The organism is Streptomyces atratus, from assembly GCF_014648655.1.
Classification (GTDB): domain Bacteria; phylum Actinomycetota; class Actinomycetes; order Streptomycetales; family Streptomycetaceae; genus Streptomyces; species Streptomyces atratus.
Window position 1 is genome coordinate 36,700 of sequence record NZ_BMRN01000019.1, and the last position, 25,238, is coordinate 61,937.

Here is a 25,238-nt window from a genome sequence, read left to right on the forward strand (position 1 = left end):
ACCGGGACCATCGGTGCCGGTGCTGTGGCCGGACGTCGAGCCCGTGGCCATTCGTGATGCCCGTGACCGTACGTCACGGGCATCACCGTACGTCGGTCAGAGAGCCTGCGGGAAAGCGAAGAGGCGGCCGGGGTCGTACTGCTTCTTCAGCTGGGTGAGACGGTCGGCCGCCGAGCCGTAGTAGGCCCGGCGCCAGTCGGTCAGCGTCGGGTCCGTGTAGTTCTGGTACGCCGCTCCGGACGCGTACCGGCGCATCGCCGCGTGGGTTTTTTTCAGCCAGTCCTGTTGGGTGCTGCCCGTTGTGCCGGGTCTCCAGGCACCGATGTACTGGGCGAGTACGCGTGAGCGGCGGTGAACGAAGGCCGTTGCCTGCGGGGAGACCCGGTTGATCGCCCCGCCGAGTGCGGTGAGCGCGATGGAGCCGCCGCCTCCGCCCTGGGTGACGGGAATCCGGGTGAATGCCTCGGCCCGGTCGAGCAGGGCACTCACGCCCGCCGGGGACAGGGAGCGGTCGTAGAAGTCGGACGCGGCGGCGTACGTCTCGCGCTGGAGCGTGCCCTGTGGGGTGCGGCCGGGCGTCGTGCCCGGCAGATGGCACTGGGCGTCGGTGATGCCCGAACAGCCCGCGTACACGAGCATCGACTCCTGGTAGCTGCGGCGGCGCAGCGAGACGGAGGAGGCCGGGGCACCGATCCGGTCGGCGAGGCGGTCGACGGCGTTCTGCAGGTCGCCGTACGTACCGAGGCTGAACGCGGCCACCGAAACGGTCGGGCGGCCGCCGCCCGGGCCCGCGGCGAGATGCGCCGAGGACCAGATCTCGTCGGGCTGGGACGGTCCCCACTCCTGCCAGGCCTGGATGACGGCCCGGGCGCGCGACCACGGCCAGGACATGTACGCGGTGACGGTCTGCGGGGCCGGGCGGGTACGGAACGTCAGCTCGGTGACCACGCCGAAGTTGCCGTTGCCCGCGCCGCGCAGCGCCCAGAAGAGGTCCGGGTGGTGTTTGGCGTCCACGGTGAGGGTCTTGCCGTCGGCCGTGACGACGGTCGCCGCGGTGAGGCTGTCGCAGGTCAGACCGTACGCACGGGAGGCGACACCGTGGCCGCCGCCGAGCGTGAGGCCGGAGATGCCGACCGTGGGGCAGGAGCCGCCGGGGATCGTCAGGCCGTGGCGGGCGAGGCCCTGGTAGACATCAATGAGCTTGGCGCCCGCACCGATCGTGCCGTTCCTGTTGACGCGGGACAGTGACGAGACGTCAAGGACGAGGCGTCCGTTGCCGCTCGACCAGCCGGCGTAGGAATGACCGCCGCTGCGGATGGACACGGGGGTGGCGGTGCGGCGGGCGAAGGCCAGGCACTCGCGGATGTCCGCCCCGTGCCTGACGTAAGCGACGGCAGCGGGCCGCTGGCCGTCGAAGCGGGTGTTGTAGAGCTGACGGGCGGTCGGGTAGGCCGCGTCCTGCGGGCGTACGAGGGTGCCGTCGAGGCTCTTGGCCAGGGCGGACCAGTTCGCTGGGCCGGAGGGCGAGGGTTTCGACGGGACCGACGAGGCGCGTGAGGCAGGAGTGGTGCCGCCCATGGTGCCTGACGGGCCCGAGGAGTTGCCCCCGTCGCCGGTTGCGGAACCGGAGCCGGATGCGCCGCTGCAGGCGGTCGCGGTGACGCCGGTGAGTGCTGCCGCGGCGCCCGCGGTGAGCAGGGTGCGCCGGTCGGGCAGGGGCGGCAGGTTCATCGGACCTCCGGGTCGTGACGCTCAGGGCCGGTCGGTGGGGGAGAGGTCGGGAGAGTGGAGAGGAAGTCAGGACGCGCTGTGTTCCGCGGCGTCCGTGCGGGCCCGGTCCCGGGAGCGGCGGGCCGGCCCGGACCAGCCGCAGCTGCAGCGGGCGGTGCAGAACGAGCCGCGATCCACGGTCGTGGGCTCGTGCCCGGAGGACGTGGAGGTGGGGGGAGTCTGCGGGATCTCATCGGTGTGTTGGACATACACCCGTCCACGGTACTGGGCACGGCCACCCGGCGGTGTGGCGTACGGGAGCGGCGTGACGGGGGACACGGGCTGTCGTTATGCGGAACGGATGGGGGGCTCGGGCAAGCGGTACGGCGTTGGGGGTTGGCAGGCGATGGTGGTGCAGCAGCACAGGTCCGGAGTCGGGGTGCGCGCTGTCTGCGCCCTTGCCGTGGTGGGCGTGATGGCGGCGACCGCCGGATGCTCGGGCGGCGGTGGCGGCGACGACCGTGCCATGGCCGATGAACGGGGCGGGGCCGACTCCCTCGACGTGGTCCACCGCGCGGCCGCGGTGCTCGCGGGGACGGTGCATGGGACCGGGACCGGGACCGGGACGGCGACCGGGGCCGGGGCCCGGTCCGTCGCCGGAAGCGCCGAGGTGCGTACGTCGATGGAGACCGCGGCGGGCGGGACGCGGGTGACGATCAGGGGCCGGGGGGCGTACGACTTCCGCAACCAGGTGGGCCGGCTCGAGGTCGCGCTGCCCGAGGACGCCGCCGGCGAGGACAGGCACCGTCCCATCACCGAGCTGCTGGCCCCCGGCGCGCTCTACATGATGAACCGCGGCGCCGGAGTGCCCGCGGACAAATGGGTCAGGATCGACACGACGACCCTGGAGGACGGCAATCTGGTCACCGGTGGAGTGACCGATCCGATGGCCGCCGCCGAACTGCTGCGCGGGGCGCGGCAGGTGACGTACGTAGGAAGGACCGAGCTCGCCGGGGTGGCCGTGCGGCACTACCGGGGGATCTCGGACATCGGCCGGGCGGCGCGCGAGGCCTCGCCGAAATCGCGCGGGGCACTGGCCGCGGCGGCGAAAGGGTTCCGCACGGACACGGTGCCGTTCGACGCGTATCTGGACGAGCAGGGGCGGCTGCGCAAGGTGCGCCACCGGTTCAGCTTCGCCAACGAGGGGCCGGCGGTGGAGGTGGTGTCGACGACGCTGCTGTACGGATTCGGGGTACCGGTCTCCGTACGACTGCCGGACGATCGCGACATCTACACCGGGAAGATCCGGCAGAGACAGCCGGGCGGCACACGGGCGAGGGCACGGACGAAGGCGGGGGCGTAGGCATGCCGGCGGGCGCGAAATGGTCCGTCCGTGCCATGCGCGGCGTGTGGTCCGCTCCCTACGCTAGGAAGTCGGCGACGGCAGTGAGAGGTGAGTGACGTGGTGACGCTCGGCACGCGGACCGTATCTGACCATGTGGCCCTCGCCGAGATCGAGCTCTGCGGTGAGCTGATGATCGCCGCGTCGGCCGCGATCGGGGAACGGCTCAGTGCGGACCGTATCGACGAGGTGCTGAACGTCCGGGTGATCACCGAACGAACCGCCGTCCCCCGGCAGGCCGACCCCCGGGGGTGAGTGCGGGGCCCTGCCCCGCACCAGGCCCTGCCCCGCACCGGGCATCTCCCGCCGGCACCAGGCATCTCCCCGTATCAGGTACGGAGCAGGCGGGCGATGGCCTTCGTGGCCTCCTCGACCTTCGCGTCGATCTCGTCGCCTCCCTTGACCGCCGCGTCGGCGACGCAGTGCCGCAGGTGCTCCTCCAGCAACTGGAGCGCGAAGGACTGGAGCGCCTTCGTGGACGCCGAGACCTGGGTGAGTATGTCGATGCAGTAGACGTCCTCGTCGACCATGCGCTGCAGACCGCGGATCTGGCCCTCGATCCGGCGCAGCCGCTTGAGGTGCTCGGCCTTCTGGTGGTGATAGCCGTGAATACCCCGGTCGTGGTCGGTGACGACCGGTTCCGTCTCCGCGGCCTCGGTGGTGGTCATTGCTGCCTCCCGTTTTCCCTCTACCCTGCCGTTATATACCCCTGGTGGGTATATCCTAACTAATTCTGCCGAAACGTGACCGGGGGCCCGTGCTGATCACAGTGCCCGATGCGCGACACTGAAGAATGCCCGTTAGCCGTGGCCGGATGATGCACCTAGCATCAGCCTGACCGAATCCAAAGCACCCCGAGGACCCCACGTGCGCTTTCGTCTGACCCCCAGGGAGACGAGCTTCTATGACATGTTCTCCGCATCCGCGGACAACATCGTCACGGGCTCGAAACTCCTGATGGAACTGCTCGGGGCGGACTCTGCCTCCCGAGTCGAGATCGCGGAGCGCATGCGGGCAGCGGAGCACGCGGGGGACGATGCCACCCACGCGATCTTCCACCAGTTGAACTCCTCTTTCATCACGCCGTTCGACCGCGAGGACATCTACAACCTCGCATCGTCGCTCGACGACATCATGGACTTCATGGAGGAGGCCGTCGACCTGGTCGTGCTGTACCAGGTCGAAGAGCTCCCCAAGGGTGTGGCGCAGCAGATCGAGGTACTGGCCCGGGCGGCCGAGCTGACCGCCGAGGCGATGCCGGGTCTGCGGACGATGGACAACCTCACCGAGTACTGGATCGAGGTCAACCGTCTGGAGAACCAGGCCGACCAGATCCACCGCAAGCTGCTGGCCCATCTCTTCAATGGCAAGTACGACGCCATGGAGGTGCTGAAGCTCAAGCAGATCGTGGACGTGCTGGAAGAGGCCGCCGACGCGTTCGAGCATGTCGCCAACACGGTGGAGACCATCGCGGTCAAGGAGTCCTGAACCACGTGGACACCTTTGCGCTGATCGTGACCATCGGTGTCGCGCTCGGCTTCACATATACGAACGGCTTCCACGACTCGGCGAATGCCATCGCCACGTCCGTCTCCACCCGTGCGCTGACACCACGTGCGGCACTGGCGATGGCCGCGGTGATGAACCTTGCCGGTGCATTCCTCGGCAGCGGTGTCGCCAAGACCGTCAGTGAGGGTCTGATCGCGACCCCCCAGGGGGACAAGGGGATGGGAATCCTCTTCGCCGCGCTCGTCGGTGCGATCATCTGGAACCTCATCACCTGGTACTTCGGGCTGCCGTCCTCGTCCTCGCACGCACTGTTCGGCGGCATGGTCGGTGCGGCACTCGCCGGCGGGACGCTGGTGCACTGGGACGGGGTGCTCGACAAGGTCGTCATCCCGATGTTCGTCTCGCCGGTCATCGGCCTGGTCGTCGGCTATCTGGTGATGGTCGCGATCATGTGGATGTTCCGGAAGGCCAACCCGCACAAGGCCAAGCGCGGCTTCCGGATCGCCCAGACGGTCTCGGCCGCCGGCATGGCGCTCGGTCACGGTCTGCAGGACGCGCAGAAGACGATGGGTGTCGTCGTGATGGCCCTGGTCATCGCCGATGTCGAGAGCCCGAGCGACCCGATTCCGGTCTGGGTGAAGCTCGTCTGCGCGCTGATGCTCTCGCTGGGCACGTACGCGGGTGGCTGGCGCATCATGCGGACGCTCGGCCGGAAGATCATCGAGCTGGACCCGCCGCAGGGGTTCGCCGCGGAGACGACGGGCGCGTCGATCATGTTCGGCTCGGCGTTCCTGTTTCACGCGCCGATCTCCACGACGCATGTGATCACCTCGGCGATCATGGGTGCGGGCGCCACGAAGCGGGTGAACGCGGTGCGGTGGGGTGTTGCCAAGAACATCATCCTGGGGTGGTTCATCACGATGCCGGCCGCGGGGTTGGTCGCTGCCGGAAGTTACGGGGTTGTGGTGCTGCTGTTCGGGTGACGGGCGGTGGGGTTGCCGGGGTCGTCCGGTGGCCGCTTCGTCCTTTGCCCGGCGCGATCGTGGTTGTACGGAAATGGGGCCGCCCCCACTCCCTCTGCGGGGAGTGGGGGCGGCCCCTTCGCCTTGCGGTGGCACCGCCATGCAGCACCTCAAGGCAGTCTGGGGACGAGGCCGGTTCGCCGGAGGGGTGACGCGGTTCGCCGGTGGAAACCCACCACCGGGCGTAACCACCCACGCCCCCGGCCCACGTCAGCCCCGTTGCCGGGTGACTATCCGAAGCGTCCCGAGATGTAGTCCTCGGTTGCCTGAACGGACGGGTTGGAGAAGATGCGTTCCGTCTCGTCGATCTCCACGAGCTTGCCGGGCTTGCCGACCGCCGCGAGGTTGAAGAACGCCGTACGGTCCGAGACACGGGCCGCCTGCTGCATGTTGTGCGTCACGATGACGATCGTGAAGCGCTCCTTCAGCTCGCCGATCAGGTCCTCGATGGCGAGGGTGGAGATCGGGTCCAGGGCGGAGCACGGCTCGTCCATCAGCAGCACCTCCGGCTCGACCGCGATCGCGCGGGCGATGCACAGGCGCTGCTGCTGGCCGCCGGAGAGACCGGAGCCGGGCTTGTTCAGCCGGTCCTTGACCTCGTTCCAGAGGTTGGCGCCGCGCAGGGACTTCTCGACGATGTCCGACAGTTCGTTCTTCTTGTACGAGCCGTTCAGCTTGAGGCCCGCCGCGACATTGTCGAAGATCGACATGGTCGGGAACGGGTTCGGACGCTGGAAGACCATGCCGACCGTGCGGCGCACGGTGACCGGGTCGACGTTCGCCCCGTACAGATTCTCGTCGTCCAGCAGCACCTTGCCCTCGACGCGGCCACCGGGGGTGACCTCGTGCATACGGTTCAGGGTGCGCAGGAAGGTGGACTTGCCGCAGCCGGACGGGCCGATGAAGGCGGTCACGGAGCGGGGCTCCACGGTCATCGAGATGTCCTCGATGGCGAGGTGGGAGCCGTAGTAGGCGGACAGGCCGCTGACGTCGATGCGCTTGGCCATCTGAATCACTGCTTCTTTCGTGCCGCGGTCAGCGGCCGGTCTTCGGGGCCTTCCAGCGGGCGATGCCGCGGGCCACCAGATTGAGGATCATGACGAAGGCGATCAGGACCAGAGCGGCGGCCCAGGCACGGTCGTACGACGGCTCGCTGCCGATCTTGTACTGCTCCCAGATGTAGAACGGGAGCGAGGACTGTGCACCTTGGAAGGGGTTGGTGTTGATCAGCTGGCTGCCGAAGACCAGCAGCATGATCGGCGCGGTCTCGCCGGCGATCCGGGCGATCGCGAGCATCACACCGGTGGTGATGCCGCCGATCGCGGTGGGGATGACCACCTTCAGGATGGTGCGCCACTTCGGGATGCCGAGGGCGAGCGATGCCTCGCGGAGCTCGTTCGGGACGAGCTTGAGCATCTCCTCGGTGGAGCGGACCACGACCGGCATCATCAGGATCGACAGGGCCAGCGAACCCATCAGGCCGGATGGCTGGAGCTGCGCCATCAGCATGATCGACAGGATGAAGAGACCGGCGACGATGGACGGGATACCCGTCATCACGTCGACGAAGAACGTGACGGCCTTGGCGAGCGCGCCCTTGCCGTACTCCACCAGGTAGACGGCGGTCAGCAGGCCGATCGGGGCGGAGATCAGCGTGGCGAGGCCGACCTGCTCCAGGGTGCCGATCAGCGCGTGGTAGACGCCGCCGCCCGCCTCGATGCCGGGGACACCGGCCATGGAGTGGGTCAGGAAGTAACCGTCGAGGATCTTGGCGCCGCGGCTGACCGTGGTCCAGATCAGCGAGAACAGCGGGACGACGGCAAGGAGGAAGCACACCCAGACGATGCTGGTGGCGAGGCGGTCCTTGGCCTGGCGCTGGTTCTCGACGACCGTCGTCGTGACGTACGAGATGACGACGAAGAGCAGGGCGGAGAACAGTCCCCACTGGGTGTGGCTGTGCCAGCCCGCCGCCGCGCCGGTGCCCACGCCCAGCGCGATCGCGACGGCCGCGAAGGCGAGGGGGGCCCAGCGGGGCAGGGCCCGGCTGCTGAGGCTGGTCTTGCGTGTGGGCGCCATCGGGGTGGGGCGTTTCTGGATGCCGGTGTTGGCTGCCTGGCTCATGCGTTGGCCCCCGAGTATTCCTTGCGGCGGGCGATGATCAGCCGGGCCGCGCCGTTGACCAGCAGGGTGAGGATGAAGAGCACGAGGCCGGAGGCGATCAGGGCGTCGCGCCCGAACGCGTCGGCTTCGTCGAACTTCGCGGCGATGTTCTGGGCGAACGTTCCGCCACCCGGATTGAGCAGGTGCCCGGAGATGACGAAGCTCGGCGACAGGACCGTGGCGACGGCCATCGTCTCGCCGAGCGCACGGCCCAGTCCCAGCATCGAGGCGGAGATCACGCCCGAGCGGCCGAAGGGGAGCACCGAGAGGCGGATGACTTCCCAGCGGGTGGCGCCGAGGGCGAGGGCGGCTTCCTCGTTCATCTTCGGGACCTGGAGGAAGACTTCGCGGCTGACGCTGGTCACGATCGGCAGGATCATGATCGCGAGCAGGATGCCGACGGTGAAGAGCGAGCGGGCGACGCCGACCTCGGTCTTCTCGAAGAGGTACGTCCAGCCGAAGAACTGGTCGAGCCAGAGGTTCAGGCCCTCCAGGTACGGGACCAGGAAGAGGGCGCCCCAGATGCCGTACACGATGCTCGGCACTGCGGCGAGCAGGTCGACGACGTACGCGAGGGGCGCGGCCAGCTTGCGCGGCGCGTAGTGCGAGATGAACAGGGCGATACCGACAGCGACCGGGACGGCGATGGCCATCGCGATGATCGAGCTGACGATCGTGCCGAAGAGGAGCACCGCGATGCCGAAGACCGGCGGGTCGCCGGCCGGGTTCCAGTCGAAGGTGGTGAGGAAGTTGCCTTCGTCCTTGGAGACGGCGAGTGCGGCGCGGTAGGTGAGGAACACGGCGATCGACGCCATGATCACAAGCAGCAGAATGCCCGAGCCCCTTGAGAGGCCCAGGAAGATCTTGTCGCCCGCGCGCCCGGTCTTCGGCCTGGCGCGCTCGCGCGCCACCGGCGATGCCGGCGGCGTGTCTATCGGTGTGGTGGAAGCCATGGTCTTTCCGGTCTGTGTGGGGGAGCCGTGGGCTCCCCTGGCGGCGGTGCACCGGATGGGTGGTGGCGGGCCGGTCCGGAGGGGTGCACCGGACCGGCCCGCCAGGTGTTGCTGACGTTGCTACGGGTGTTGCTGGGTGGTGCTTGCGTGCCTTCGGGCTGCGTGCCCCGGCTGCGTTCCTCGGTTACGAGAGGGAGGCGATGGTCTCGCGGACCTTCGCGTTGATCTCGGTCGGGATCGGCGCGTAACCGGCGTCGGTGAGGAGCTTCTGGCCGTCGTCACCGGCGGTGTAGTTCAGGAAGGACTTGACCGTGGGCAGGGTCTCGGCCTTGTTGCCCTTGTCACAGACGACCTCGTACGTCACCAGGACGATCGGGTACGCACCCTCGGCCTTGGTGGTGTAGTCGAGGTCGAGCGCCAGGTCCTTGCCGGTGCCCTTGATCTTGGCGGCGGCGATGGCCTTGGAGGCGTTCTCCGGGGTCGCCTTGACCGGGGTGGAGCCACCGGTGTTGATGTCGACCGTGGAGATCGACTGCGAGGTGGCGTAGCTGAGCTCGAAGTAGCCGATCGCGCCGTCGACCTGCTTCACCTGGGCGGCGACACCGGAGGAGCCGGACGCGGCCTGGCCACCGGGGGCCGGCCACTTCTTCTCGGCCTCGTACTTCCAGTCGCTCGGGGCGGCTGCGCCCAGGTACTTGCCGAGGTTCTGCGTGGTGCCGGAGTCCTCGGAGCGGTGGAAGGCCTGGATGGCCTTGTCCGGGAGCTTCGCGCCGCTGTTGAGCTTGGCGATCGCGGGGTCGTTCCACTTCTTGATCTTGCCGTCGAAGATCTTGGCGAGGGTGGGGGCGTCCAGCGTGAGGCTGTCGACGCCTTCCAGGTGGTAGCCGATGGCGATCGGGCCGCCGACCATCGGGAGGTTGATGCCCTGGCCGCCCTTGCAGATCTTCTTCGACGCGGCGACCTCTTCGGGCTTCAGCGCCGAGTCGGAACCGGCGAAGCCGACCGTGCCCTGGTTGAAGGCGACGATGCCTTCACCGGAGGAGGACGACTTGTAGTTGACCTCGACGCCCGAGCAGCCGGCCATGTAGTTCTTGACCCAGAGGTCCATGGCGTTCTTCTGCGCGCTGGAGCCGGAAGCGAGCAGCTGCCCCTTGGCGTCGTCGCACTTGATGTCCGACGCGGCGCTCGTCTTGCCGCCGTTGCCGCCGGTGGACCCGTCGCTGTTGTTGTCCGAACCGCACGCCGTGAGGACCAGGGCGCCGGAGACGGCGAGGGCACCGAGCGCGGTGGCACGAAGCCGGTTCTTGCGCTGAAGCTTCACTTTTCGGGTGTTCCTTCCAGGAGCCGCCGAGGTCTTTTTCGTTCTACGACGGCGTGCGATGTGGTGGGTGCTTTGGCGTTGCGCCGCGCACCGTGCACTGCCGAAGTTAGGCAGAACAGGTGAAGCCGTTTACGGGGGAGGGTGAACGGGAGGTGAACCGTGTCGTACGGTGCGGTTCTGGGGCCCCGTCCGGGGCGAGGGTTACGTCCTCGACGCCGGACGGGCTTGATCCCCGTCCCGGTCAGGCGCTCGGCAGGCCGGCGAGCAAGGCGTCCAGCACATCCCGGTCGTGCGGCCGGGTGAGGCGGGTACGGGCCGCCGCCGGGGAGAGCCAGCTCACCCGGTCGACCTCTGCGTTCGGTACGAAGGCGCCACCGGTCGCCTCGGCCGCCCAGTAGGCGACCTCCTTGGGACGGCCGTTCACGGCGTACCGGACCGTGGGCAGCGGGGCACCCGGTGCGCAGTGGTGGCCCGTCTCCTCCAGGACCTCGCGCCGGGCGCCGTCCAGCGCGGACTCGCCGTGCTTCAGCTTGCCCTTCGGATGCGACCAGTCGTCGTAACGGGGCCTGTGGACCAGACAGATCTCCAGCTCGCCGGAGAGGTCCGACCGGCGCCACAGCACGCACCCCGCGGCGAGCACAGGCCCGCTCCTCACGGTGCGATCACCGCCGTCGCGTACGGCCAGCTCTCCCGGAACACACTGCGCGCCGCCTCCACCTCGTGCCGCTGATCGGCGTGGAGCACCCCCAGGGCGTACGCGGTCGCGGGCGCGATCCGGGGCGTGCGGGCCGCCGATGCCGCTGCCGCGGCCGCCTCCGATGCATCCCGGTGCGTATCGAGCGCGTGCCCCGGCGCGACCAGGACCGGATCGGGGGCGCCCCGTACCACCTCGTGGGCGTACCGGTGCAGGCGCAGCAGCAGCCGGGTCCGGTGCCAGGGCGCGTCCTGAGCCTCGTTGTACGGCTCGACCGCCCCGTTCGGGGGGAGCGCGGCCACCGCACCGAGCAGCTGCTGTTCGGCCCGGTCGGCGGGCCCGTGCAGCATCTCCTCGGCCGGAGCCGTGGCTGCCGCGGCGAGCGGCACCTCGGAGGCGAGCAGCGCGACGGCGTCGGCCACCGCATGGAAGCGGGAGGAGCCGAGCGCCTGGAGCGCCGCGGAGTGGGCGCGGGTCCGGGCGAGGGTCAGCTGTCGTTCGAGCAGCGCCCCGGCGCGGGCCGCGCCGACGCCGAGGGCGGCGCGCTCCTTGTCACCGGCGGCATCGGAGCGGGACCCGGTGCGGGCGGTGGGCAGTGAGGTGCCGGACAGGGCGTGGAGAGCTTCGAGGAGCCGGTTCAGCCGGGTCGCGTAGGCGTGCTCCCGGGCCAGGGTGCCCGACAGCCAGGCCAGTTCGGTGCGGAGCTGCTCGGCCCAGGCCGGGTCCAGCGCCGCCCGGAAGGTGTGCAGCGTGCCGCCGATCCGGCGGGACGAGCGGCGCAGGGCACCGGCGGCCTCCTCGGCGGCGTGGGTTCCGGCGTCCGTGGGGGCGCTGTTCTCGTGGTGCAGGCGCAGGCTGCGCAGGAATTCGGCGGCCTGTTCCTGCAGGTAGGGCGCGAGCACCGCTCCTGCCGTAAGGTCCGCCTGCGTCGTCTGGTGGTCATGGCGTCGCACGCCGGCGCCTCCGGGCGTCAATGAGCATTTCCTGTACGTGCCGCAGCGGTTGGCCGTCCGCGTCCGTGGCGCGCCGGGTCCAGTTCCCGTCGGAACCGAGGTGCCAGGAGGAGGTGGTGTCGGCCATGCCGGTCTCCAGGAGCCGGCTGAGCGCGGCGCGGTGGGCGGGGTCGGTGACCCGGACCAGTGCTTCGATCCGGCGGTCGAGGTTGCGGTGCATCATGTCGGCGCTGCCGAACCACACTTCGGGTTCGCCGCCGTTGCCGAACGAGAAGATCCGGGAGTGTTCGAGGAAGCGGCCCAGTACCGAGCGGACCCGGATGTTCTCGGAGAGGCCGGGGACGCCCGGGCGGATCGCGCAGATGCCGCGTACCCAGATGTCCACCGGTACGCCTGCCATCGCGGCCCGGTAGCAGGCGTCGATGATCGCCTCGTCGACCATCGAGTTGACCTTGATGCGGACGTAGGCGCTGCGCCCGGCCCGCTGGTGCGTGATCTCCTTGTTTATACGGGCGATCAGCCCGTCGCGCAGAGACCTCGGGGCGACCAGGAGGCGGCGGTAGGTCTCGCGGCGGGAGTAGCCGGAGAGTCGGTTGAAGAGGTCGGAGAGGTCCGCGCCGACCTGGGGGTCGGCGGTCAGCAGGCCGAGGTCCTCGTACAGCCGGGCGGTCTTGGGGTGGTAGTTGCCGGTGCCGACGTGGGCGTAGCGGCGCAGTGTGTCGCCCTCCTGGCGGACGACGAGCGAGAGCTTGCAGTGGGTCTTGAGGCCGACGAGCCCGTAGACGACATGGCAGCCGGACTCCTCCAGCTTGCGCGCCCACTTGATGTTGGCCTGCTCGTCGAAGCGGGCCTTGATCTCGACGAGTACGAGGACCTGCTTGCCGGATTCGGCAGCGTCTATGAGGGCTTCCACAATCGGGGATTCGCCCGAAGTCCGGTACAGGGTCTGCTTGATGGCCAGGACGTCGGGGTCGCTCGCGGCCTGTTCCAGAAACGCCTGGACGGAGGTGGAGAACGAGTCGTACGGGTGGTGCAGGAGCACGTCGCGTTCGCGCAGGGCGGCGAAGATGTCGGGCGCGGAGGCGGATTCGACCTCGGCGAGATCGCGGTGGGTGCCCGCGATGAACTTGGGGAACTTCAGCTCGGGCCGGTCCAGGGACGCGATGCCGAAGAGCCCGGTGAGGTCGAGCGGTCCGGGCAGCGGGTAGACCTCGGCGTCGGACACCTTCAGCTCGCGTACCAGCAGGTCCAGCACGTACGGGTCGATGGACTCCTCGACCTCCAGGCGGACCGGCGGGCCGAAGCGGCGCCGCATGAGCTCCTTCTCCAGGGCCTTGAGGAGGTTCTCGGCGTCGTCCTCCTCGACCTCCAGGTCCTCGTTCCTGGTGACCCGGAACATGTGGTGGGCGAGGACCTCCATGCCCGGGAAGAGCTCTTCGAGGTGGGCGGCGATGACGTCCTCTATGGGCACGTACCGCTGCGGCGACGCCTCCAGGAAGCGGGTCAGCAGTGGCGGCACCTTGACCCGGGCGAAGTGGCGGTGGCCGCTGACCGGGTTGCGCACGACGACGGCGAGGTTGAGTGAGAGACCCGAGATGTACGGGAAGGGGTGCGCCGGGTCGACGGCGAGGGGGGTCAGCACGGGGAAGACGCGCTGCCGGAAGAAGGTGAACAGGCGGGCCTGTTCCTTCTCGGTCAGCTCGGGCCAGCGGATCAGCTGGATGCCCTCGTCGGACAGGGCGGGGGCGACGTCCTGCTGGTAGCAGGCGGCGTGCCGGGCCATGAGTTCGCGCGAGCGGGTCCAGATCAGGTCGAGGACCTCGCGGGGCTGGAGTCCGGAGGCGGAGCGGGTGGCGACGCCGGTGGCGATACGGCGCTTCAGTCCGGCCACCCGGACCATGAAGAACTCGTCCAGGTTGGAGGCGAAGATGGCGAGGAAATTGGCCCGCTCGAGGAGGGGCGTCGCCGGGTCCTCGGCCAGTTCGAGCACCCGTTCGTTGAACGCGAGCCAGCTGCGTTCCCGGTCCAGGAAACGGCCGTGGGGCAGTTCGCTGCCGTCGACGTCGGGTTCGTACGCGTCGACGTCGGCGTCGATGTCGGGATCGAGGTCGGCCCGGGTCGACAGTATGGCGCTGTTGGACGCCGACGAGGCGACGGCGTGCGGCCGGTGCGCGGCGAGCGAGCCGACCGACGGCTGCACGGCGGGCCGGACCGGGACCTCGGAGCTGGGCTGCTGGCTCATGGCCCTATTCTTCCGCTTCGAAGGCTCCGAGGGCGCGCCGGAGAGTGCGGAGATCGCGGGAAACTCACGGTTCGTGTGGTTCGCACGGTCTCCACCGGGATTTCTCCCGTTGTGGGGGGTCGGCACAGCTGGCTGCATTTTGAGAGGGTCGCAAGCCCTTCTGAATGGCCGGTAACGGCGACATGACGTGCAGGAAGCGGTGTGCCGTGGGCGGATTGGTCATATGAGCAGTGTCCGGGCCCCCGGAGGGCCCGGACACAGTGCCTGGAAGCGGTCTCAGCCGTGGCGGCGGCGCAGCACCCGGAAGGCGAGGGCGACGGCGAGCGCGGCCAGGGCGAGCAGGATGCCGGTCTCGACGAGCTGGAGCGGCCAGAAATGCGAGGCGGGGTGGTAGTCGGCGAAGTACGTGATGCCGCCCTGGTTGCGCAGGCAGCTCGTGGGGTCCTCCGGCACCGTCGTGCCGGCCTTGAAGCAGTCCTTCCAGTAGATCTCCTTGCCGGAGGCGGTGAGCATGCCCGACTCGATGTGCCAGGCGTCACTGCCCGGCCCGTCGTCGCCGAAGAAGCGGGTGGTCGGCCAGAGCTCGTAGCGGCGCTTGCCGAACCCCAGCATGACCGTGCCCAGGACGAGGGCTGTGAGGCTCATGGACAGGACGGTACGGCGTACGGCCACGGCGCACAGGGCGCCCACAGCCAGGGCCAGCAGGGCGTAGGCGACGGCGGTCGGGCCGAGGGCGGGATGGATACCGTTCTCGTACCAGCCCAGTCCGGAGGCGTACGGTTTGCTCTGCAAGCCCGACCAGCCCCATCGGTAGACGAGGACGAGCACGGTCGTCCCGGCGGTCACCAGAGCCGCGGGCAGGGCGAGCCGGGCCGCCAGCCACTGGGCCGGGGAGACCGACTGGGCCCAGGCGAGCCGGAACGTACCGCTCTCCAGCTCGCGGGCGATCAGCGGTCCGGCGACGAAGACGCCGATGAGCGCGGCGAGCAGCAGGACGACGGTCCCACCGCCTGACAGATATCCCTCGGCGGCGGCGCGGGCGTAGGTGGGCTGGTAGGTGTCGTCGCCGCAGCGGGTGATGTCGCCGTCGGCGCAGAGCTCGTCCGAGCTCGCGACCGCGACCCAGATCCGGAGCCCGACCACGATGGCGATGCCCAGCACCAGGAGTGCGCCGGCCACCCACAGGGAGCGGCGGTGCTGGCGGAGAAGGACGCGGACGGGGCCCCGCAGCCCGGCGGCGGGTGCGACGGGCGCACGCAGACCGATGGCGCTCATACGGCAGCCACCTCCTTGCCGGCCTCGGCGCTCGGCGTCAGCAGCGCGGGTGCTTCCGGCGACCGCAGATGCGCCAGCAGCAGTTCCTCCAGCGAAGGCTCGGTGGCCTCCCAGACGGTGGTGTCCACGGGGCCCTGCCTCCGTACGAGTGTGGTCTGCAGACGCCCCGCCGTGCGGGACTCGACGACGGTGTGCGGGTCGGTGTCCCGTACCGGACCGGTGAGCAGGGTGTGCGCGGCGAGGAGGTCGTCCGTCTCGCCGCCGAGGCGGACCCGGCCGCCGTCGACGAGCAGGAGGTAGTCGCAGGCGCCCTCCAGCTCGGTGAGGATGTGCGAGGACATCACGATGGTGGTGGAGTGCTCGGCGGCCTCGGCCATCAGCGCGCCCATCAGTTGGTGGCGGGCAAGGGGGTCCAGGTCGGCCATCGGTTCGTCCAGCAGCAGCAGTTCGGGCCGCTTGCCGAGGGCGAGGGCCAGTGCGAGCCGGGTGCGCTGGCCGCCGGAGAGGCTGCGGACCCCGGCGTCGCGCGGGAGCTCCCCGGCGATGCGTTCGGCGGTGTCCTGGTCCCAGGTGGCGGGGTTCAGCTCGGCGCCCGCCCAGAGCGTCGCGGCGACCGTCAACTGCGGGTACAGCGGCTTGTCCTGGGCCACGAAGGCCATCTTGGCCCTTGCCTCCCCGGGTGCCCCGCCCAGCACCTGTACCGTGCCCTCCGCGGGCCGCAGGAAGCCCGCCGCGAGGGCGAGCAGCGTGGACTTGCCCGCGCCGTTGGGCCCGACGAGGGCGCACACGCGCCCGGCGGGCAGCCGGAACGAACAGTCGCGCAGCGCCCAGCCCCCATCCCTGCCCCGGTACTTCATGCCGAGGCCGGTGGCCTCGATCGCAGCGCCTGTCATCCGGCCTGATCCCCCTCGAAAGTCTTGTCCAGTACGGCGGTGAAGAGCGCGCTCACGTCGTCCTTCTCCAGTCCGGCCGCGCGGGCCCGGCGGGCCCAGTCGGCGAGCTCGGCGCGCAGCGGCGCGTCGTCGGCGGCCGCAGCGCCGCCGAGGGTCCGCGTGACGAAGGTGCCGAGCCCGCGCCGGGCCTCGACGAGGCCCTCGCGCTCCAGCTCCCGGTAGGCCTTGAGCACGGTGTTCGGGTTGATGGCGGTGGCCTCGACGACCTCGCGTGCGGTGGGCAGCCGGTCGCCGGGCTCCAGCAGGCCGAGGCGGAGGGCCTGTTTGGTCTGCTGGACGATCTGGAGGTACGTGGCGACGCCGCTGCGCCGGTCGATGCGGTATTCGACCGCTGCGGACTCTGCCATGTTCACCCCTTTCACTAATCAAGTAGTGGAATGGTGGCGTAAAGCGGGGGCGGCGTCAAGCGACGCCGCCCCCGGGCGAGTTGTGGCTGCTCAGGACTCCGTGCGGTACATCAGGTCCACCTCGTGCGTCGCGAAGCCCATCCGCTCGTAGACGGCCAGGGCCGCCTTGTTGTCCGCGTCGACGTAGAGCATCGCGGTCGGCAGCCCCTCGGCGGCCAGGTGGCGCAGCCCGATCGCGGTGAGCGCCTTGCCGAGTCCGCCGCCCTGCGCGTCGGGCCAGATGCCGACGACGTACACCTCGCCGAGGTGTTCATCGGCGTGCACCTTCGTCCAGTGGAAGCCGATCAGCTCGCCGTCGCGCTCGGCCAGGAAGAAGCCCTTCGGATCGAACCAGGGCTCCGCCTTGCGGTCGTCCAGGTCGCGCTGGGTCAGCGAACCCTGTTCGGGGTGGTGGGCGAAGGCGGCGCGGTTCACCGCGAGCCAGGCGGCGTCGTCCTCGCCGGGCACGAAGGCGCGGACGGTGACGCCGGGCGGCAGCACCGGCTCCGCGATGTCCAGCGGGCTCAGCGGGCGCCGCAGCTGACGCAGTTCGCGGAAGAGGGAGAGGCCGAGGACCTGCGCGAGATGCCGGGCCGCGGACTTCCCGCCGTGCGCCCACACCCGCAGCCGCTTGCCCGTAACGGCGAGCAGCGCCGCACCCAGCGCCCGCCCGTGCCCCTGCCCGCGGTACGCCGGATGTACGACCAGCTCGGCGGCCGGCGCCTCGACGGGGTCGGTGTCCTCCAGCTGCGCATACCCGACCAGGGTCGGCCCACTGGTGAGCAGCAGATGCCGCACTCCCTCACGCCGCCCGCCCCGCAGCTGCAGCCGCCCCTGCTCGGACACGGCCTGCCTGCCGTCGGACCGGGCCGCCTCGGCGAGCAGGTCGGACACGGCTCCGGCCTGCTCGGGGGAGAGTACTTCGAGCGTCTGGATCTCGCGTCCGGGGGCGGGGAGAGGTACGTCAGTCGTCATGTGTACGAGCGTACGGGGGGTGAGGTGGGTGGGGGGCGAGGGCGACGGGCTTTCGAGCGGGCGTCGAACAATTTGGGCAACGAGCTGCTGCCCGCCGACCGCATGGCAACCGGTTCGTAACCCCGAACATCTGTCGCGCTACGCGCGTCACTCCAGGCTGCGGCACGAAGTCTCCAGACTCGCCACCACTCTCAGACCTCCCGCTGAACTCGCAAGGGGACCGATGTCAGCGACACCCCACTCCACGGCCGCCGCGCCGCCGGCCCCGCCGGCGACGGACCGGATCACGGTCATCCGGTAACTCCCGTACGCGGGTGAGAGGGGCGGTGGGCCGGCGGGCCCACCGCCCCGCCGTGTGTTTCGGTCAGCCTGCGAGTGCCCTCATCGAACCGCGGTGACCCGGGCCAGCACCTGTTCGAGATCCTGGCCCGGGGCCGGCCGGGAATTCCACATCGGGTGCAGGTTGTCGCCGTGCCGGCGCGGCACCACATGGGCGTGGAAGTGGAAGACCTCCTGCGAGGCGGCCTCGCCGGTGGAATGGACGATGTTCACGCCGTCGGGGGCGAGGGCCGTGTTCAGCAGAGCGGCGACTCGGTGCACCATGCGGGCGACGTGCCCGTGCGTGGCCTCGGAGATCTCCCAGATGTCCCGGGCGTGCTCGCGCGGGACGACCAGGGTGTGGCCCTCAGAGGCCGGCGCGATGTCGAGGAAAGCCACGGTGTGATCGTCCTCCAGGACGCGGTGGGAGGGCAGTCGGCCAGAAACGATCTGGCAGAAGACACAGGTTGTCATCCGGCCGATGATCGCACCGGTCCGCCTCCGAGGCCGTACCTCTCCATCCCGGCCGCCCTGTTCCAGTAGTGACGTGCACCCGTCATAATCCCAGGGCTGACCCCCCACGGCAGACGGAGGCACCCCCGCATGAGCCCGTACACCGCTACCCGCCGGAACTTCCTCACCGGCGCCCTCGCCGCCACCGCCACCGTCCTCGTGGGCGCGCCACCCGCCACCGCCGGGTCCCGCCAAGTCCTCGCCACCCAGGACTGGATGGGCGCCATCCCCGACGCCACCGCGCTGCGACGCCTCACGATCCCCGGCTCGCACGACTCCGGCGCCCGCTACGGCGGCCCCTGGACCGAGTGCCAGAACACCACGATCGCCGAGCAGTTGAACAGCGGGCTGCGCTTCCTCGACGTGCGGTGCCGGGTCACCGGTGACTCCTTCGCGATCCATCACGGCGCCTCGTACCAGAACCTGATGTTCGGCGATGTGCTGGGCGCCTGCTGGGACTTCCTGGCGGCTCACCCCACCGAGACCGTGCTGATGCGGGTCAAGCAGGAGTACTCGGAGGAGAGCGATGCGACGTTCCGGGCGATCTTCGACGACTACCTCGACGGCAGGGGCTGGCGGCCGCTGTTCCGTATCGACCCGGCGCTGCCTTCGCTGGGCGAGGCGCGCGGCAAGGTCGTGCTGCTGGCCGACAACGGCGGGCTGCCCGGTGTCCGCTACGCCGACTCCGCGCTCTTCGACATCCAGGACGACTACATGGCGGAGCCGTTCGCCAAGTACCCGAAGATCGAGTCGCAGTTCCGAAAGGCGGCCCAGCAGCCCGGGAAGCTGTACATGAACTACGTCAGCACGGCCGCCCTGATGCCGCCGCGCTGGAACGCGGACCGGCTCAACCCGCAGGTCCGGTCGTTCCTGGACGGCTCGGAGGCGGCGGGCTGGACCGGCCTCGGCATCGTCCCGCTGGACTTCCCCGCCACCCGGTCGGGCCTGGTGGAGTCACTGATCCGGCACAACCCGGGGGTCTGAGACCTGACGGATGCGGCGCTTGCGTTTCTTTCGAATCGTGCGATGCTGGGTCTACTCTCAAAGGAGACAGAGCCATGCACGGCACTACTGAAGACCGCACTCTCCTGCCCGAGCACCGCGCGGAGATCGCCGAGCTCTGCGCCTTCCTGGAGCGGACTCCGCAAGCCGCGGAGCCAGCCCTGCTGCGCGGCCCCGACGGCGCCACGCGCACATTGCCCCCGGAGGTCTACGAGGCGCTCATGGTGGTGGTGCGGGCCCTGTCGGAGGGCAAGGCCGTGACGGTCGCACCGGTGAACACCACACTGACCACGCAAGAGGCTGCCGACCTCCTGGGAGTCAGCCGGCCGACGTTCGTCAAGATCCTCGATGAGGGTGGGATCCCCTTCTCGCGGCCGGGAAGGCACCGCAGAGTGCTGCTGGCCGACGTACTCGACTACAAGGAGAAGAGGCGATCGCAGCGTCGTCAAGGACTGGACGAACTGGTCGGGCTGACCGAGGATGCCGGTCTCTACGACAACTGACCAGCTGAATCCGCCCGAGCCGACTGGAGCGATGTGCAGCGCGTCGTCCTGGACACCTGCGTCCTTTTCCCGAACTACCTCAGGGACACATTACTGAGACTCGCCGAGGTCGAGCTCTACGAACCGCTCTGGTCCACCGACATCCTGGATGAGCTGACCAGGAACGTCGGCGAGCGGATCGGGGCCTTGAAGGCCAAGGGAATCGTCGAAGCGATGGCAGGCACGTTTCCCGACAGTCTCGTGTCGGGATACGAGGCGCTCATACCCGCCATGGCGAACGACCCCAAGGACCGGCATGTGCTGGCGGCGGCGGTCCGGGGGCAGGCGCATGCCGTCGTCACGTTGAACGTGACGGATTTCCCGGCCGAGGCGTCGGATCCGTACGAGATCGAGGTAATGCGCCCCGATGACTTTCTGCTGGACATGCTCGATCTCGCCCCGGTGGAGATGAACTCCGTCCTGCGTGCGCAGGTGGGCTCCTACCGGCGGGAGCCCCGCGACCTGCACGGGCTGCTGGACAGGCTGGACGCGGGAGGCGTCCCGCAGTTCGCTGCCGAGTTCCGGCGCCGTCTCTGATCGCGGGACGGGCCCGACCGCCCCGCGATCACAGCCCCGGCGGCGGCTGTGGCGCCCCCGGCAGCCGGATCGAGGCGACCGTGCCCGTGCCGTCCGGTGCCGGGCGCAGGGTGACCTCGCCGCCCGATTGCTGGACGGTGCGGGCGACGATCGACAGGCCCAGGCCCGAACCGGGGAGCTGGCGGGCGGACGGGGAACGCCAGAAGCGTTCGAAGACGTGGGGGAGCTCCTCGGCGGGGATGCCGGGGCCGTGGTCCCGTACCGTCAGTTCGCCGTCGCGCAGTGCGACCTCGATCGTGCCGCGGGGCGGGCTGAACTTGACCGCGTTGTCCAGGACGTTGACCACCGCTCGCTCCAGCGCGGCCGGCTCGGCCCGTACGTACCAAGGCGTCAGGTCCGCCCTGATCGTCAGCTCGGGGCCGCGCAGACGGGCGCGTTCCAGGGCCGTGTCCGCGATGTCGTGCAGAGCGACGACCTGGAGCGGTCCGGGGTTCGCCGCGTCGGGGCGGGCCAGTTCCTGGAGGTCGCCGATGAGCGAGGCCAGCTCGGTCATCTGCGCCTTGACCGACGTCATCAGGGCCCTGCGGTCGTCCGGCGGGATGGCCCGGCCGGTGTCGTCGCTGCGGGCGAGGAGTTCGATGTTGGTACGGAGGGACGTCAGCGGTGTCCGCAGTTCGTGGCCGGCATCCGCGATCAGCTGGGCCTGACGGTCGCGGGAGCTGGCGAGGGAAGCGGTCATCGAGTTGAAGGAACGGGACAGCCGGGCGATCTCGTCCTCGCCCTCGACCGGGATGCGGACGGTGAGGTCCTCGGTGCGGGCGACGTGCTCGACCGTCTCGGTGAGCTCGTCGACGGGGCGCAGACCGGTGCGGGCGACCCAGAGACCGGCCGCGCCGGCGCCGATCGCGCCGACGCCGGAGACGATCAGGAGGACCCAGGCGAGGGTCGAGAGCGGCTTGTCGATCTCGCTCATCGGGCGGGCGATGGAAACGGCGATGTTGCCCGACGTCCCACCGGGAGTGGAAGCGGACGGCAACAGCGGGTAGGTGTAGACGCGCATCCTCGTCCCGTCCTCGGCCTTCGCCGAGTGCAGGGCGTAGGGCTGCTGACCGTCGGCCACCGCGATGTCGGCAGGGCTCACGGAGAGTGCCGACGCGTTGGGGGTGATGCACACCGTGCCCTGGGAGTCGACGAGCTGAACGGTGTACCCGGTGAACGAATCGGGCGGCAGCGGGGTGGTGCCGCGGCAGTAGGAGTACAGCTTCGTCAGGTACCTCCCGTCGACCTGCGAACTGCGCAGCGAGTTGTCCATCTGCTGGTCCAGCTGCGCCTTCGTCACGAACCAGCAGGCCGTTGCGACCGCCGCCACCGCGACCGCCACCGCCGTCGCCACCAGCAGCGCGAGCCGGGTTCGCAGTGGCAGGGCGCGGAACCGGCGCAGGGGCTCGGTCATCCGTCACCGCCGCCGGAGCGGAGCGCGTAACCGACCCCCCGCACCGTGTGCACGAGCCGCGGTTCGCCGCCCGCCTCCGTCTTGCGGCGCAGGTACATCACGTACACGTCCAGGGAGTTGGAGCTCGGTTCGAAGTCGAAGCCCCACACCGCCTTGAGGATCTGCTCGCGGGTCAGCACCTGCCGCGGGTGCGCCAGGAACATTTCCAGCAGGGTGAACTCGGTACGGGTCAGCTCGACCCGGCGCGTGCCCCTGGTGACCTCGCGGGTGGCGAGGTTCATCCGCAGATCGGCGAAGTCCAGCACATCGTCGTCCGGGATGCCGCCGCCCGCCGCGGCCGCGTACGAGCTGCGGCGCAGCAGGGCACGGATGCGGGCGAAGAGCTCGTCCAGTTCGAACGGCTTGACCAGATAGTCGTCGGCGCCCGCGTCGAGACCGGTGACCCGGTCGCCGACGGTGTCGCGGGCGGTGAGCATCAGGATGGGTGTGGTGGTGCCTGCGGAGCGGAGCCGGCGGGCAGCCGTCAGTCCGTCCATCCGCGGCATCTGGATGTCGAGGACGATGAGGTCGGGGGCGTACGACTCGGCCCTGGCGAGGGCGTCGAGACCGTCGACGGCGACCTCGGTGCCGTACCCCTCGAACGCGAGACTGCGCTGCAGTGCCTCACGCACGGCGGGCTCGTCGTCGACGATCAGGATGCGTTGTGGATCGTCTTCGGCGGGGCTCATCGCTCGTTGTCCTCTTCTCGTTCCGGGCTGCCGGGGCGGGCCGCGGGGCCTGCCGTGCTCTCAGCCTCGCACGGCCGCGCCACGTCGTCGCGCGGCCCGGCGCTTGCGGCCCGCGGCTGTGCGGAGCTCCGGGGCGCGGCGGGGCCCGGAGGCGCGGCGCGCGGCCGGTTCCGTGGCGAGTTCCGTCACGAGGGCGAGGGGCAGGGCCAGGTCGGCCGGGCCGGTGGGGGTGTCGGTCGGGTGGTGCATGACTGTCTCCTCAGGAGCTGGTGCCGGCCCGCAGGGTGTCGAGATCGGCCTTGAGCGTGTTCACCGGGATCGCGAAGCCGAGGCCCACGCTGCCCGCGCCGGCGCTGCTGGATCCGTCGGACGAACTCGCCGAGTACATAGCGGAGTTGATGCCGATGACCTCGCCGTTCATATTGATGAGCGCGCCACCGGAGTTACCGGGGTTGAGCGAGGCGTCGGTCTGGATGGCCTTGTACGTGGTCGTGGAGTTGCCGGTGTCGCCGTTGAACTGCCGGCCGCCGAACTCGAACGGCCACTGCTCGCCGCCGCCCCACCCGCCCTGTCCCTGCCCGCTGCTGTCGTCCTTGGCGACCGTGACATCGCGGTCGAGCGCGGAGACGATGCCGCTGGTGACGGTGCCGGTGAGGCCCTCGGGCGAGCCGATCGCGACGACCTGGTCTCCGACCGAGACCGCCGAGGAGTCGCCCAGCGTGGCCGTCTTCAGCCCGCTCGCACCCTGGAGCTTGATGAGTGCGAGGTCCTTGTCGGCGTCGGTGCCGACGACCTTCGCGTTGTACGTCTTGCCGGTGCTGAGCGTCACCTTGATCGACGAGGCGCCGGAGATGACGTGGTTGTTGGTGACGACCTCGCCGTCGGACGTGATGACCACTCCGGACCCGGTGGACGTGCCCGCCGGCGAGGTCGCGTTGACCTCGACGATCATCGGCGAGACGGCCTCGGCGACACCGGCGACGCTGCCCTTGCTGCTCTGCGAGACGGTGGTGCCCGGGACGACGCCGCTGCTCGTGCTGGTCGTGTCGTTGCCGGTGAGCCGGCCGATGACGGTGGCGGTGCCGCCGCCGACGACCCCCGCCGCGATCGCCACGGCCACCAGGAGGGCCACCGGCCGCCGGGCCCGGCGCCGGGACGAGGCAGGCTCGGGTCCGGGCTGCGGGAGGCCGGAGCCGTAACCGCCGTCCCCGCCTCCGCCGTGCCCGTCGGCGCCGCTGCCCCAGCCGGGCCACACGGTGGTTCCGGGGCCCGTCGCGATCGGCTGCGCGGGCTGGTGGGACGGCGGCGGCGGGTAGGACGCGTCACCGTTGCCGTACGAGGGGTACATCGGGTACTCGCCGCTCGGGCGCTGGCTCTCTGTCATGTCAAAGAGCGTGTCCGGCGAAGATGAGAGAAGCCTGAGCACCCGCTGAGAAGCCCGGTAGAACCTCGTATGCCCCATATAAAGGGAGTGCGGCCCGTCGGGAAGTACGGGGTACGGCCCGGCAGGGACAAGAGGTACGCAGCTACGGCCCGCCGGGCCTATCGCGCCCCGGCCGTGGACTCCCCGCAGCCGCACGACCGCCGCACCACCAGCGCCGACGGGAACTGCTTCAGCCGCTCCCGCCGCGACCCCGACACCCGCAACGAGTCGTCGAGCACCAGGTCCACGGCCGCCCGTGCCATCGCCGGGCGGTCCGAGAAGACCGTCGTCAGCGGCGGATCGGTCAGACCGGCTTCCTTCACGTCGTCGAAGCCCGCCACCGCGAGATCCCCGGGCACATCGATCCGCAGCTCGCGCGCGGCCCGCAGTACACCGATGGCCTGGTCGTCCGTCGAGCAGAAGATCGCCGGCGGCCTGTCCGGATCCGCGAGCAGCTTCAGCGCCACCTGATAGGCGTCGTAACGGTTGTACGGGGCCTGGAAGAGCCGGCCCTCCGTCGAGCGCCCCGACTCGTGCATCGCACGGCGCCAGCCCTCGACGTGGTCGGCGACCGGGTCGCCGACCGCCGGGGTCGACTCCATGCCGCCGAGGCACGCCACGTACTCGTTGCCGTGTTCCAGCAGGTGCCGGGTGGCGAGCTGAGCGCCGCCGATGTCGTCCGTGACGACCGCGACGTCATCGATCGCCTCGGGCCGCTCGTGCAGCAGCACGACCCGCGCGTCCCATGCCTCGATCTCGGCCGCCGCCCGCTCACTGGGGCCCTGGCTGACCAGGATCAGCCCGGAGACCCGCATGCCGAGAAAGGCCCGCAGATAGTGGACCTCGCGCTCGTCGCGGTAGTCGGAGTTGCCGACGAGCACCATTTTTCCGCGCTCGGCGGCAGCCTGTTCGACCGCGTGCGCCATCTCCGCGAAGAACGGCTGCCGGGCGTCCGGCACGATCATCCCTATGAGGTCGGTCCGCCGCGAGGCCATGGCCTGGGCAACCCGGTCGGGCCGGTAGCCCAGCTCCTTGATCGCGGCGAGTACCCGCTCGCGCGTGGCCGGGGCGACCGGCCTGGGTCCGTTGTTGATGACATAGCTGACGACCGCGGTCGACGTACCCGCCAGTCTCGCCACATCGTCCCGCGTCACCTTGGCCACGCGC

At 70.1% G+C, this 25,238-nt stretch carries 27 protein-coding genes; 7 read left to right on the plus strand and 20 right to left on the minus strand.

Features of this window, described 5'->3' with window-relative positions:
* Positions 1 to 96: 96 nt before the first annotated feature.
* A complete protein-coding gene (locus tag IEZ15_RS26360) occupies positions 97 to 1,731 on the minus strand; it encodes an FAD-binding oxidoreductase (RefSeq protein ID WP_189279664.1) in 1,635 nt (544 codons plus the stop codon).
* A 66-nt stretch (positions 1,732 to 1,797) separates the two neighbouring features.
* On the minus strand, positions 1,798 to 1,983 hold the full coding sequence (locus tag IEZ15_RS47195) for a hypothetical protein (protein ID WP_373302623.1): 186 nt from the start codon (positions 1,981 to 1,983) through the stop codon (positions 1,798 to 1,800).
* A 133-nt stretch (positions 1,984 to 2,116) separates the two neighbouring features.
* Here IEZ15_RS47195 and IEZ15_RS26365 point away from each other — a divergent pair, with 133 nt between their 5' ends.
* Positions 2,117 to 3,073 carry an SCO4651 family lipoprotein gene (locus tag IEZ15_RS26365; protein WP_189279665.1) on the plus strand — a complete coding sequence of 319 codons (957 nt, stop codon included), beginning with the start codon at positions 2,117 to 2,119 and terminating at the stop codon, positions 3,071 to 3,073.
* Positions 3,074 to 3,172: 99 nt separating this feature from the next.
* Complete coding sequence (locus IEZ15_RS26370) at positions 3,173 to 3,367, plus strand: hypothetical protein (RefSeq protein ID WP_114245729.1); 195 nt, start codon at positions 3,173 to 3,175, stop codon at positions 3,365 to 3,367.
* A 74-nt stretch (positions 3,368 to 3,441) separates the two neighbouring features.
* Here the strand turns inward: IEZ15_RS26370 and IEZ15_RS26375 are convergent, their stop codons facing one another.
* Positions 3,442 to 3,780 (minus strand): metal-sensitive transcriptional regulator, encoded by a 339-nt coding sequence (locus tag IEZ15_RS26375; protein ID WP_093899729.1) that lies wholly within the window; start codon positions 3,778 to 3,780, stop codon positions 3,442 to 3,444.
* Positions 3,781 to 3,979: 199 nt separating this feature from the next.
* On the opposite strand from IEZ15_RS26375, the gene IEZ15_RS26380 reads away from it, so the two are divergent.
* Together IEZ15_RS26380 and IEZ15_RS26385 are read left to right on the plus strand one after the other, a co-directional pair.
* The gene (locus IEZ15_RS26380; RefSeq protein WP_114245730.1) at positions 3,980 to 4,600 is read left to right on the plus strand and encodes a DUF47 domain-containing protein; all 621 of its coding nucleotides are present in this window, start codon (positions 3,980 to 3,982) and stop codon (positions 4,598 to 4,600) included.
* 5 nt (positions 4,601 to 4,605) lie between these two features.
* Positions 4,606 to 5,604, plus strand: coding sequence for an inorganic phosphate transporter (locus IEZ15_RS26385; protein WP_114245731.1), 999 nt, complete (start codon positions 4,606 to 4,608; stop codon positions 5,602 to 5,604).
* Between the two features lie 269 nt (positions 5,605 to 5,873).
* On the opposite strand, the gene pstB is transcribed toward IEZ15_RS26385, so the two are convergent.
* The 12 genes from pstB to IEZ15_RS26445 all read right to left on the minus strand — a co-directional run bounded on the left by pstB (position 5,874) and on the right by IEZ15_RS26445 (position 18,347).
* Positions 5,874 to 6,650: a phosphate ABC transporter ATP-binding protein PstB gene (pstB, locus tag IEZ15_RS26390; RefSeq protein ID WP_114245732.1), complete on the minus strand. Its 777-nt coding sequence runs from the start codon at positions 6,648 to 6,650 to the stop codon at positions 5,874 to 5,876.
* Between the two features lie 28 nt (positions 6,651 to 6,678).
* Positions 6,679 to 7,764 carry a phosphate ABC transporter permease PstA gene (gene pstA, locus IEZ15_RS26395; protein WP_114245733.1) on the minus strand — a complete coding sequence of 362 codons (1,086 nt, stop codon included), beginning with the start codon at positions 7,762 to 7,764 and terminating at the stop codon, positions 6,679 to 6,681.
* Complete coding sequence (gene pstC / locus IEZ15_RS26400) at positions 7,761 to 8,756, minus strand: phosphate ABC transporter permease subunit PstC (RefSeq protein ID WP_114245734.1); 996 nt, start codon at positions 8,754 to 8,756, stop codon at positions 7,761 to 7,763. The genes pstA and pstC overlap by 4 nt, the downstream gene beginning before the upstream one ends.
* A gap of 184 nt (positions 8,757 to 8,940) precedes the next feature.
* Entirely contained in the window at positions 8,941 to 10,077 is a 1,137-nt protein-coding gene (gene pstS, locus IEZ15_RS26405; protein ID WP_189279666.1) for a phosphate ABC transporter substrate-binding protein PstS, read from the minus strand.
* Positions 10,078 to 10,318: 241 nt separating this feature from the next.
* Positions 10,319 to 10,717 carry an NUDIX hydrolase gene (locus IEZ15_RS26410; protein WP_229846128.1) on the minus strand — a complete coding sequence of 133 codons (399 nt, stop codon included), beginning with the start codon at positions 10,715 to 10,717 and terminating at the stop codon, positions 10,319 to 10,321.
* 11 nt (positions 10,718 to 10,728) lie between these two features.
* Positions 10,729 to 11,724 (minus strand): CHAD domain-containing protein, encoded by a 996-nt coding sequence (locus tag IEZ15_RS26415; RefSeq protein ID WP_229846129.1) that lies wholly within the window; start codon positions 11,722 to 11,724, stop codon positions 10,729 to 10,731.
* Positions 11,711 to 13,966: an RNA degradosome polyphosphate kinase gene (locus tag IEZ15_RS26420; protein ID WP_189279668.1), complete on the minus strand. Its 2,256-nt coding sequence runs from the start codon at positions 13,964 to 13,966 to the stop codon at positions 11,711 to 11,713. The genes IEZ15_RS26415 and IEZ15_RS26420 overlap by 14 nt, the downstream gene beginning before the upstream one ends.
* Before the next feature lie 276 nt (positions 13,967 to 14,242).
* A complete protein-coding gene (locus IEZ15_RS26425) occupies positions 14,243 to 15,241 on the minus strand; it encodes an ABC-2 membrane transporter-related protein (RefSeq protein WP_189279669.1) in 999 nt (332 codons plus the stop codon).
* On the minus strand, positions 15,238 to 16,134 hold the full coding sequence (locus IEZ15_RS26430) for an ABC transporter ATP-binding protein (RefSeq protein ID WP_189279670.1): 897 nt from the start codon (positions 16,132 to 16,134) through the stop codon (positions 15,238 to 15,240). Before IEZ15_RS26430 ends, IEZ15_RS26425 begins: the two co-directional genes overlap by 4 nt.
* Positions 16,131 to 16,541 (minus strand): GntR family transcriptional regulator, encoded by a 411-nt coding sequence (locus tag IEZ15_RS26435; protein ID WP_114245740.1) that lies wholly within the window; start codon positions 16,539 to 16,541, stop codon positions 16,131 to 16,133. The genes IEZ15_RS26430 and IEZ15_RS26435 overlap by 4 nt, the downstream gene beginning before the upstream one ends.
* Positions 16,542 to 16,631: 90 nt before the next feature.
* Positions 16,632 to 17,555, minus strand: a complete 924-nt coding sequence (gene mshD / locus IEZ15_RS26440) for a mycothiol synthase (protein WP_189279671.1) — start codon at positions 17,553 to 17,555, stop codon at positions 16,632 to 16,634.
* A gap of 381 nt (positions 17,556 to 17,936) precedes the next feature.
* Positions 17,937 to 18,347 carry an HIT family protein gene (locus IEZ15_RS26445; RefSeq protein ID WP_189279672.1) on the minus strand — a complete coding sequence of 137 codons (411 nt, stop codon included), beginning with the start codon at positions 18,345 to 18,347 and terminating at the stop codon, positions 17,937 to 17,939.
* Between the two features lie 129 nt (positions 18,348 to 18,476).
* Between IEZ15_RS26445 and IEZ15_RS26450 the strand changes: the two genes are divergently transcribed.
* From IEZ15_RS26450 to IEZ15_RS26460, 3 genes are all read left to right on the plus strand, one after another.
* Positions 18,477 to 19,370 carry a phosphatidylinositol-specific phospholipase C gene (locus IEZ15_RS26450; RefSeq protein WP_189279673.1) on the plus strand — a complete coding sequence of 298 codons (894 nt, stop codon included), beginning with the start codon at positions 18,477 to 18,479 and terminating at the stop codon, positions 19,368 to 19,370.
* A gap of 74 nt (positions 19,371 to 19,444) precedes the next feature.
* Complete coding sequence (locus IEZ15_RS26455) at positions 19,445 to 19,891, plus strand: helix-turn-helix domain-containing protein (protein ID WP_189279674.1); 447 nt, start codon at positions 19,445 to 19,447, stop codon at positions 19,889 to 19,891.
* Positions 19,892 to 19,924: 33 nt separating this feature from the next.
* Positions 19,925 to 20,467 (plus strand): PIN domain-containing protein, encoded by a 543-nt coding sequence (locus tag IEZ15_RS26460; RefSeq protein WP_189279675.1) that lies wholly within the window; start codon positions 19,925 to 19,927, stop codon positions 20,465 to 20,467.
* Positions 20,468 to 20,495: 28 nt separating this feature from the next.
* Here the strand turns inward: IEZ15_RS26460 and IEZ15_RS26465 are convergent, their stop codons facing one another.
* From IEZ15_RS26465 to IEZ15_RS26485, 5 genes are all read right to left on the minus strand, one after another.
* A complete protein-coding gene (locus IEZ15_RS26465) occupies positions 20,496 to 21,920 on the minus strand; it encodes a sensor histidine kinase (protein WP_114245745.1) in 1,425 nt (474 codons plus the stop codon).
* A complete protein-coding gene (locus IEZ15_RS26470; protein ID WP_114245746.1) occupies positions 21,917 to 22,648 on the minus strand; it encodes a response regulator transcription factor in 732 nt (243 codons plus the stop codon). The genes IEZ15_RS26465 and IEZ15_RS26470 overlap by 4 nt, the downstream gene beginning before the upstream one ends.
* A 60-nt stretch (positions 22,649 to 22,708) precedes the next feature.
* Complete coding sequence (locus IEZ15_RS26475; RefSeq protein WP_114245747.1) at positions 22,709 to 22,897, minus strand: hypothetical protein; 189 nt, start codon at positions 22,895 to 22,897, stop codon at positions 22,709 to 22,711.
* Positions 22,898 to 22,907: 10 nt separating this feature from the next.
* Complete coding sequence (locus IEZ15_RS26480) at positions 22,908 to 24,032, minus strand: S1C family serine protease (RefSeq protein WP_189279676.1); 1,125 nt, start codon at positions 24,030 to 24,032, stop codon at positions 22,908 to 22,910.
* Between the two features lie 158 nt (positions 24,033 to 24,190).
* The gene (locus IEZ15_RS26485; RefSeq protein WP_114245749.1) at positions 24,191 to 25,234 is read right to left on the minus strand and encodes a LacI family DNA-binding transcriptional regulator; all 1,044 of its coding nucleotides are present in this window, start codon (positions 25,232 to 25,234) and stop codon (positions 24,191 to 24,193) included.
* Positions 25,235 to 25,238: the final 4 nt, after the last annotated feature.

Coding starts and splice junctions, on each gene's coding strand:
- IEZ15_RS26360 (WP_189279664.1), bottom strand. CDS start 1,731: ATGAACCTGCCGCCCCTGCCCGACCGGCGCACCCTGCTCACCGCGGGC.
- IEZ15_RS26365 (WP_189279665.1), top strand. CDS start 2,117: ATGGTGGTGCAGCAGCACAGGTCCGGAGTCGGGGTGCGCGCTGTCTGC.
- IEZ15_RS26375 (WP_093899729.1), bottom strand. CDS start 3,780: ATGACCACCACCGAGGCCGCGGAGACGGAACCGGTCGTCACCGACCAC.
- pstB (WP_114245732.1), bottom strand. CDS start 6,650: ATGGCCAAGCGCATCGACGTCAGCGGCCTGTCCGCCTACTACGGCTCC.
- pstA (WP_114245733.1), bottom strand. CDS start 7,764: ATGAGCCAGGCAGCCAACACCGGCATCCAGAAACGCCCCACCCCGATG.
- pstC (WP_114245734.1), bottom strand. CDS start 8,756: ATGGCTTCCACCACACCGATAGACACGCCGCCGGCATCGCCGGTGGCG.
- IEZ15_RS26420 (WP_189279668.1), bottom strand. CDS start 13,966: ATGAGCCAGCAGCCCAGCTCCGAGGTCCCGGTCCGGCCCGCCGTGCAG.
- IEZ15_RS26425 (WP_189279669.1), bottom strand. CDS start 15,241: ATGAGCGCCATCGGTCTGCGTGCGCCCGTCGCACCCGCCGCCGGGCTG.
- IEZ15_RS26430 (WP_189279670.1), bottom strand. CDS start 16,134: ATGACAGGCGCTGCGATCGAGGCCACCGGCCTCGGCATGAAGTACCGG.
- IEZ15_RS26435 (WP_114245740.1), bottom strand. CDS start 16,541: ATGGCAGAGTCCGCAGCGGTCGAATACCGCATCGACCGGCGCAGCGGC.
- mshD (WP_189279671.1), bottom strand. CDS start 17,555: ATGACGACTGACGTACCTCTCCCCGCCCCCGGACGCGAGATCCAGACG.
- IEZ15_RS26445 (WP_189279672.1), bottom strand. CDS start 18,347: ATGACAACCTGTGTCTTCTGCCAGATCGTTTCTGGCCGACTGCCCTCC.
- IEZ15_RS26450 (WP_189279673.1), top strand. CDS start 18,477: ATGAGCCCGTACACCGCTACCCGCCGGAACTTCCTCACCGGCGCCCTC.
- IEZ15_RS26455 (WP_189279674.1), top strand. CDS start 19,445: ATGCACGGCACTACTGAAGACCGCACTCTCCTGCCCGAGCACCGCGCG.
- IEZ15_RS26465 (WP_114245745.1), bottom strand. CDS start 21,920: ATGACCGAGCCCCTGCGCCGGTTCCGCGCCCTGCCACTGCGAACCCGG.
- IEZ15_RS26470 (WP_114245746.1), bottom strand. CDS start 22,648: ATGAGCCCCGCCGAAGACGATCCACAACGCATCCTGATCGTCGACGAC.
- IEZ15_RS26475 (WP_114245747.1), bottom strand. CDS start 22,897: ATGCACCACCCGACCGACACCCCCACCGGCCCGGCCGACCTGGCCCTG.
- IEZ15_RS26480 (WP_189279676.1), bottom strand. CDS start 24,032: ATGACAGAGAGCCAGCGCCCGAGCGGCGAGTACCCGATGTACCCCTCG.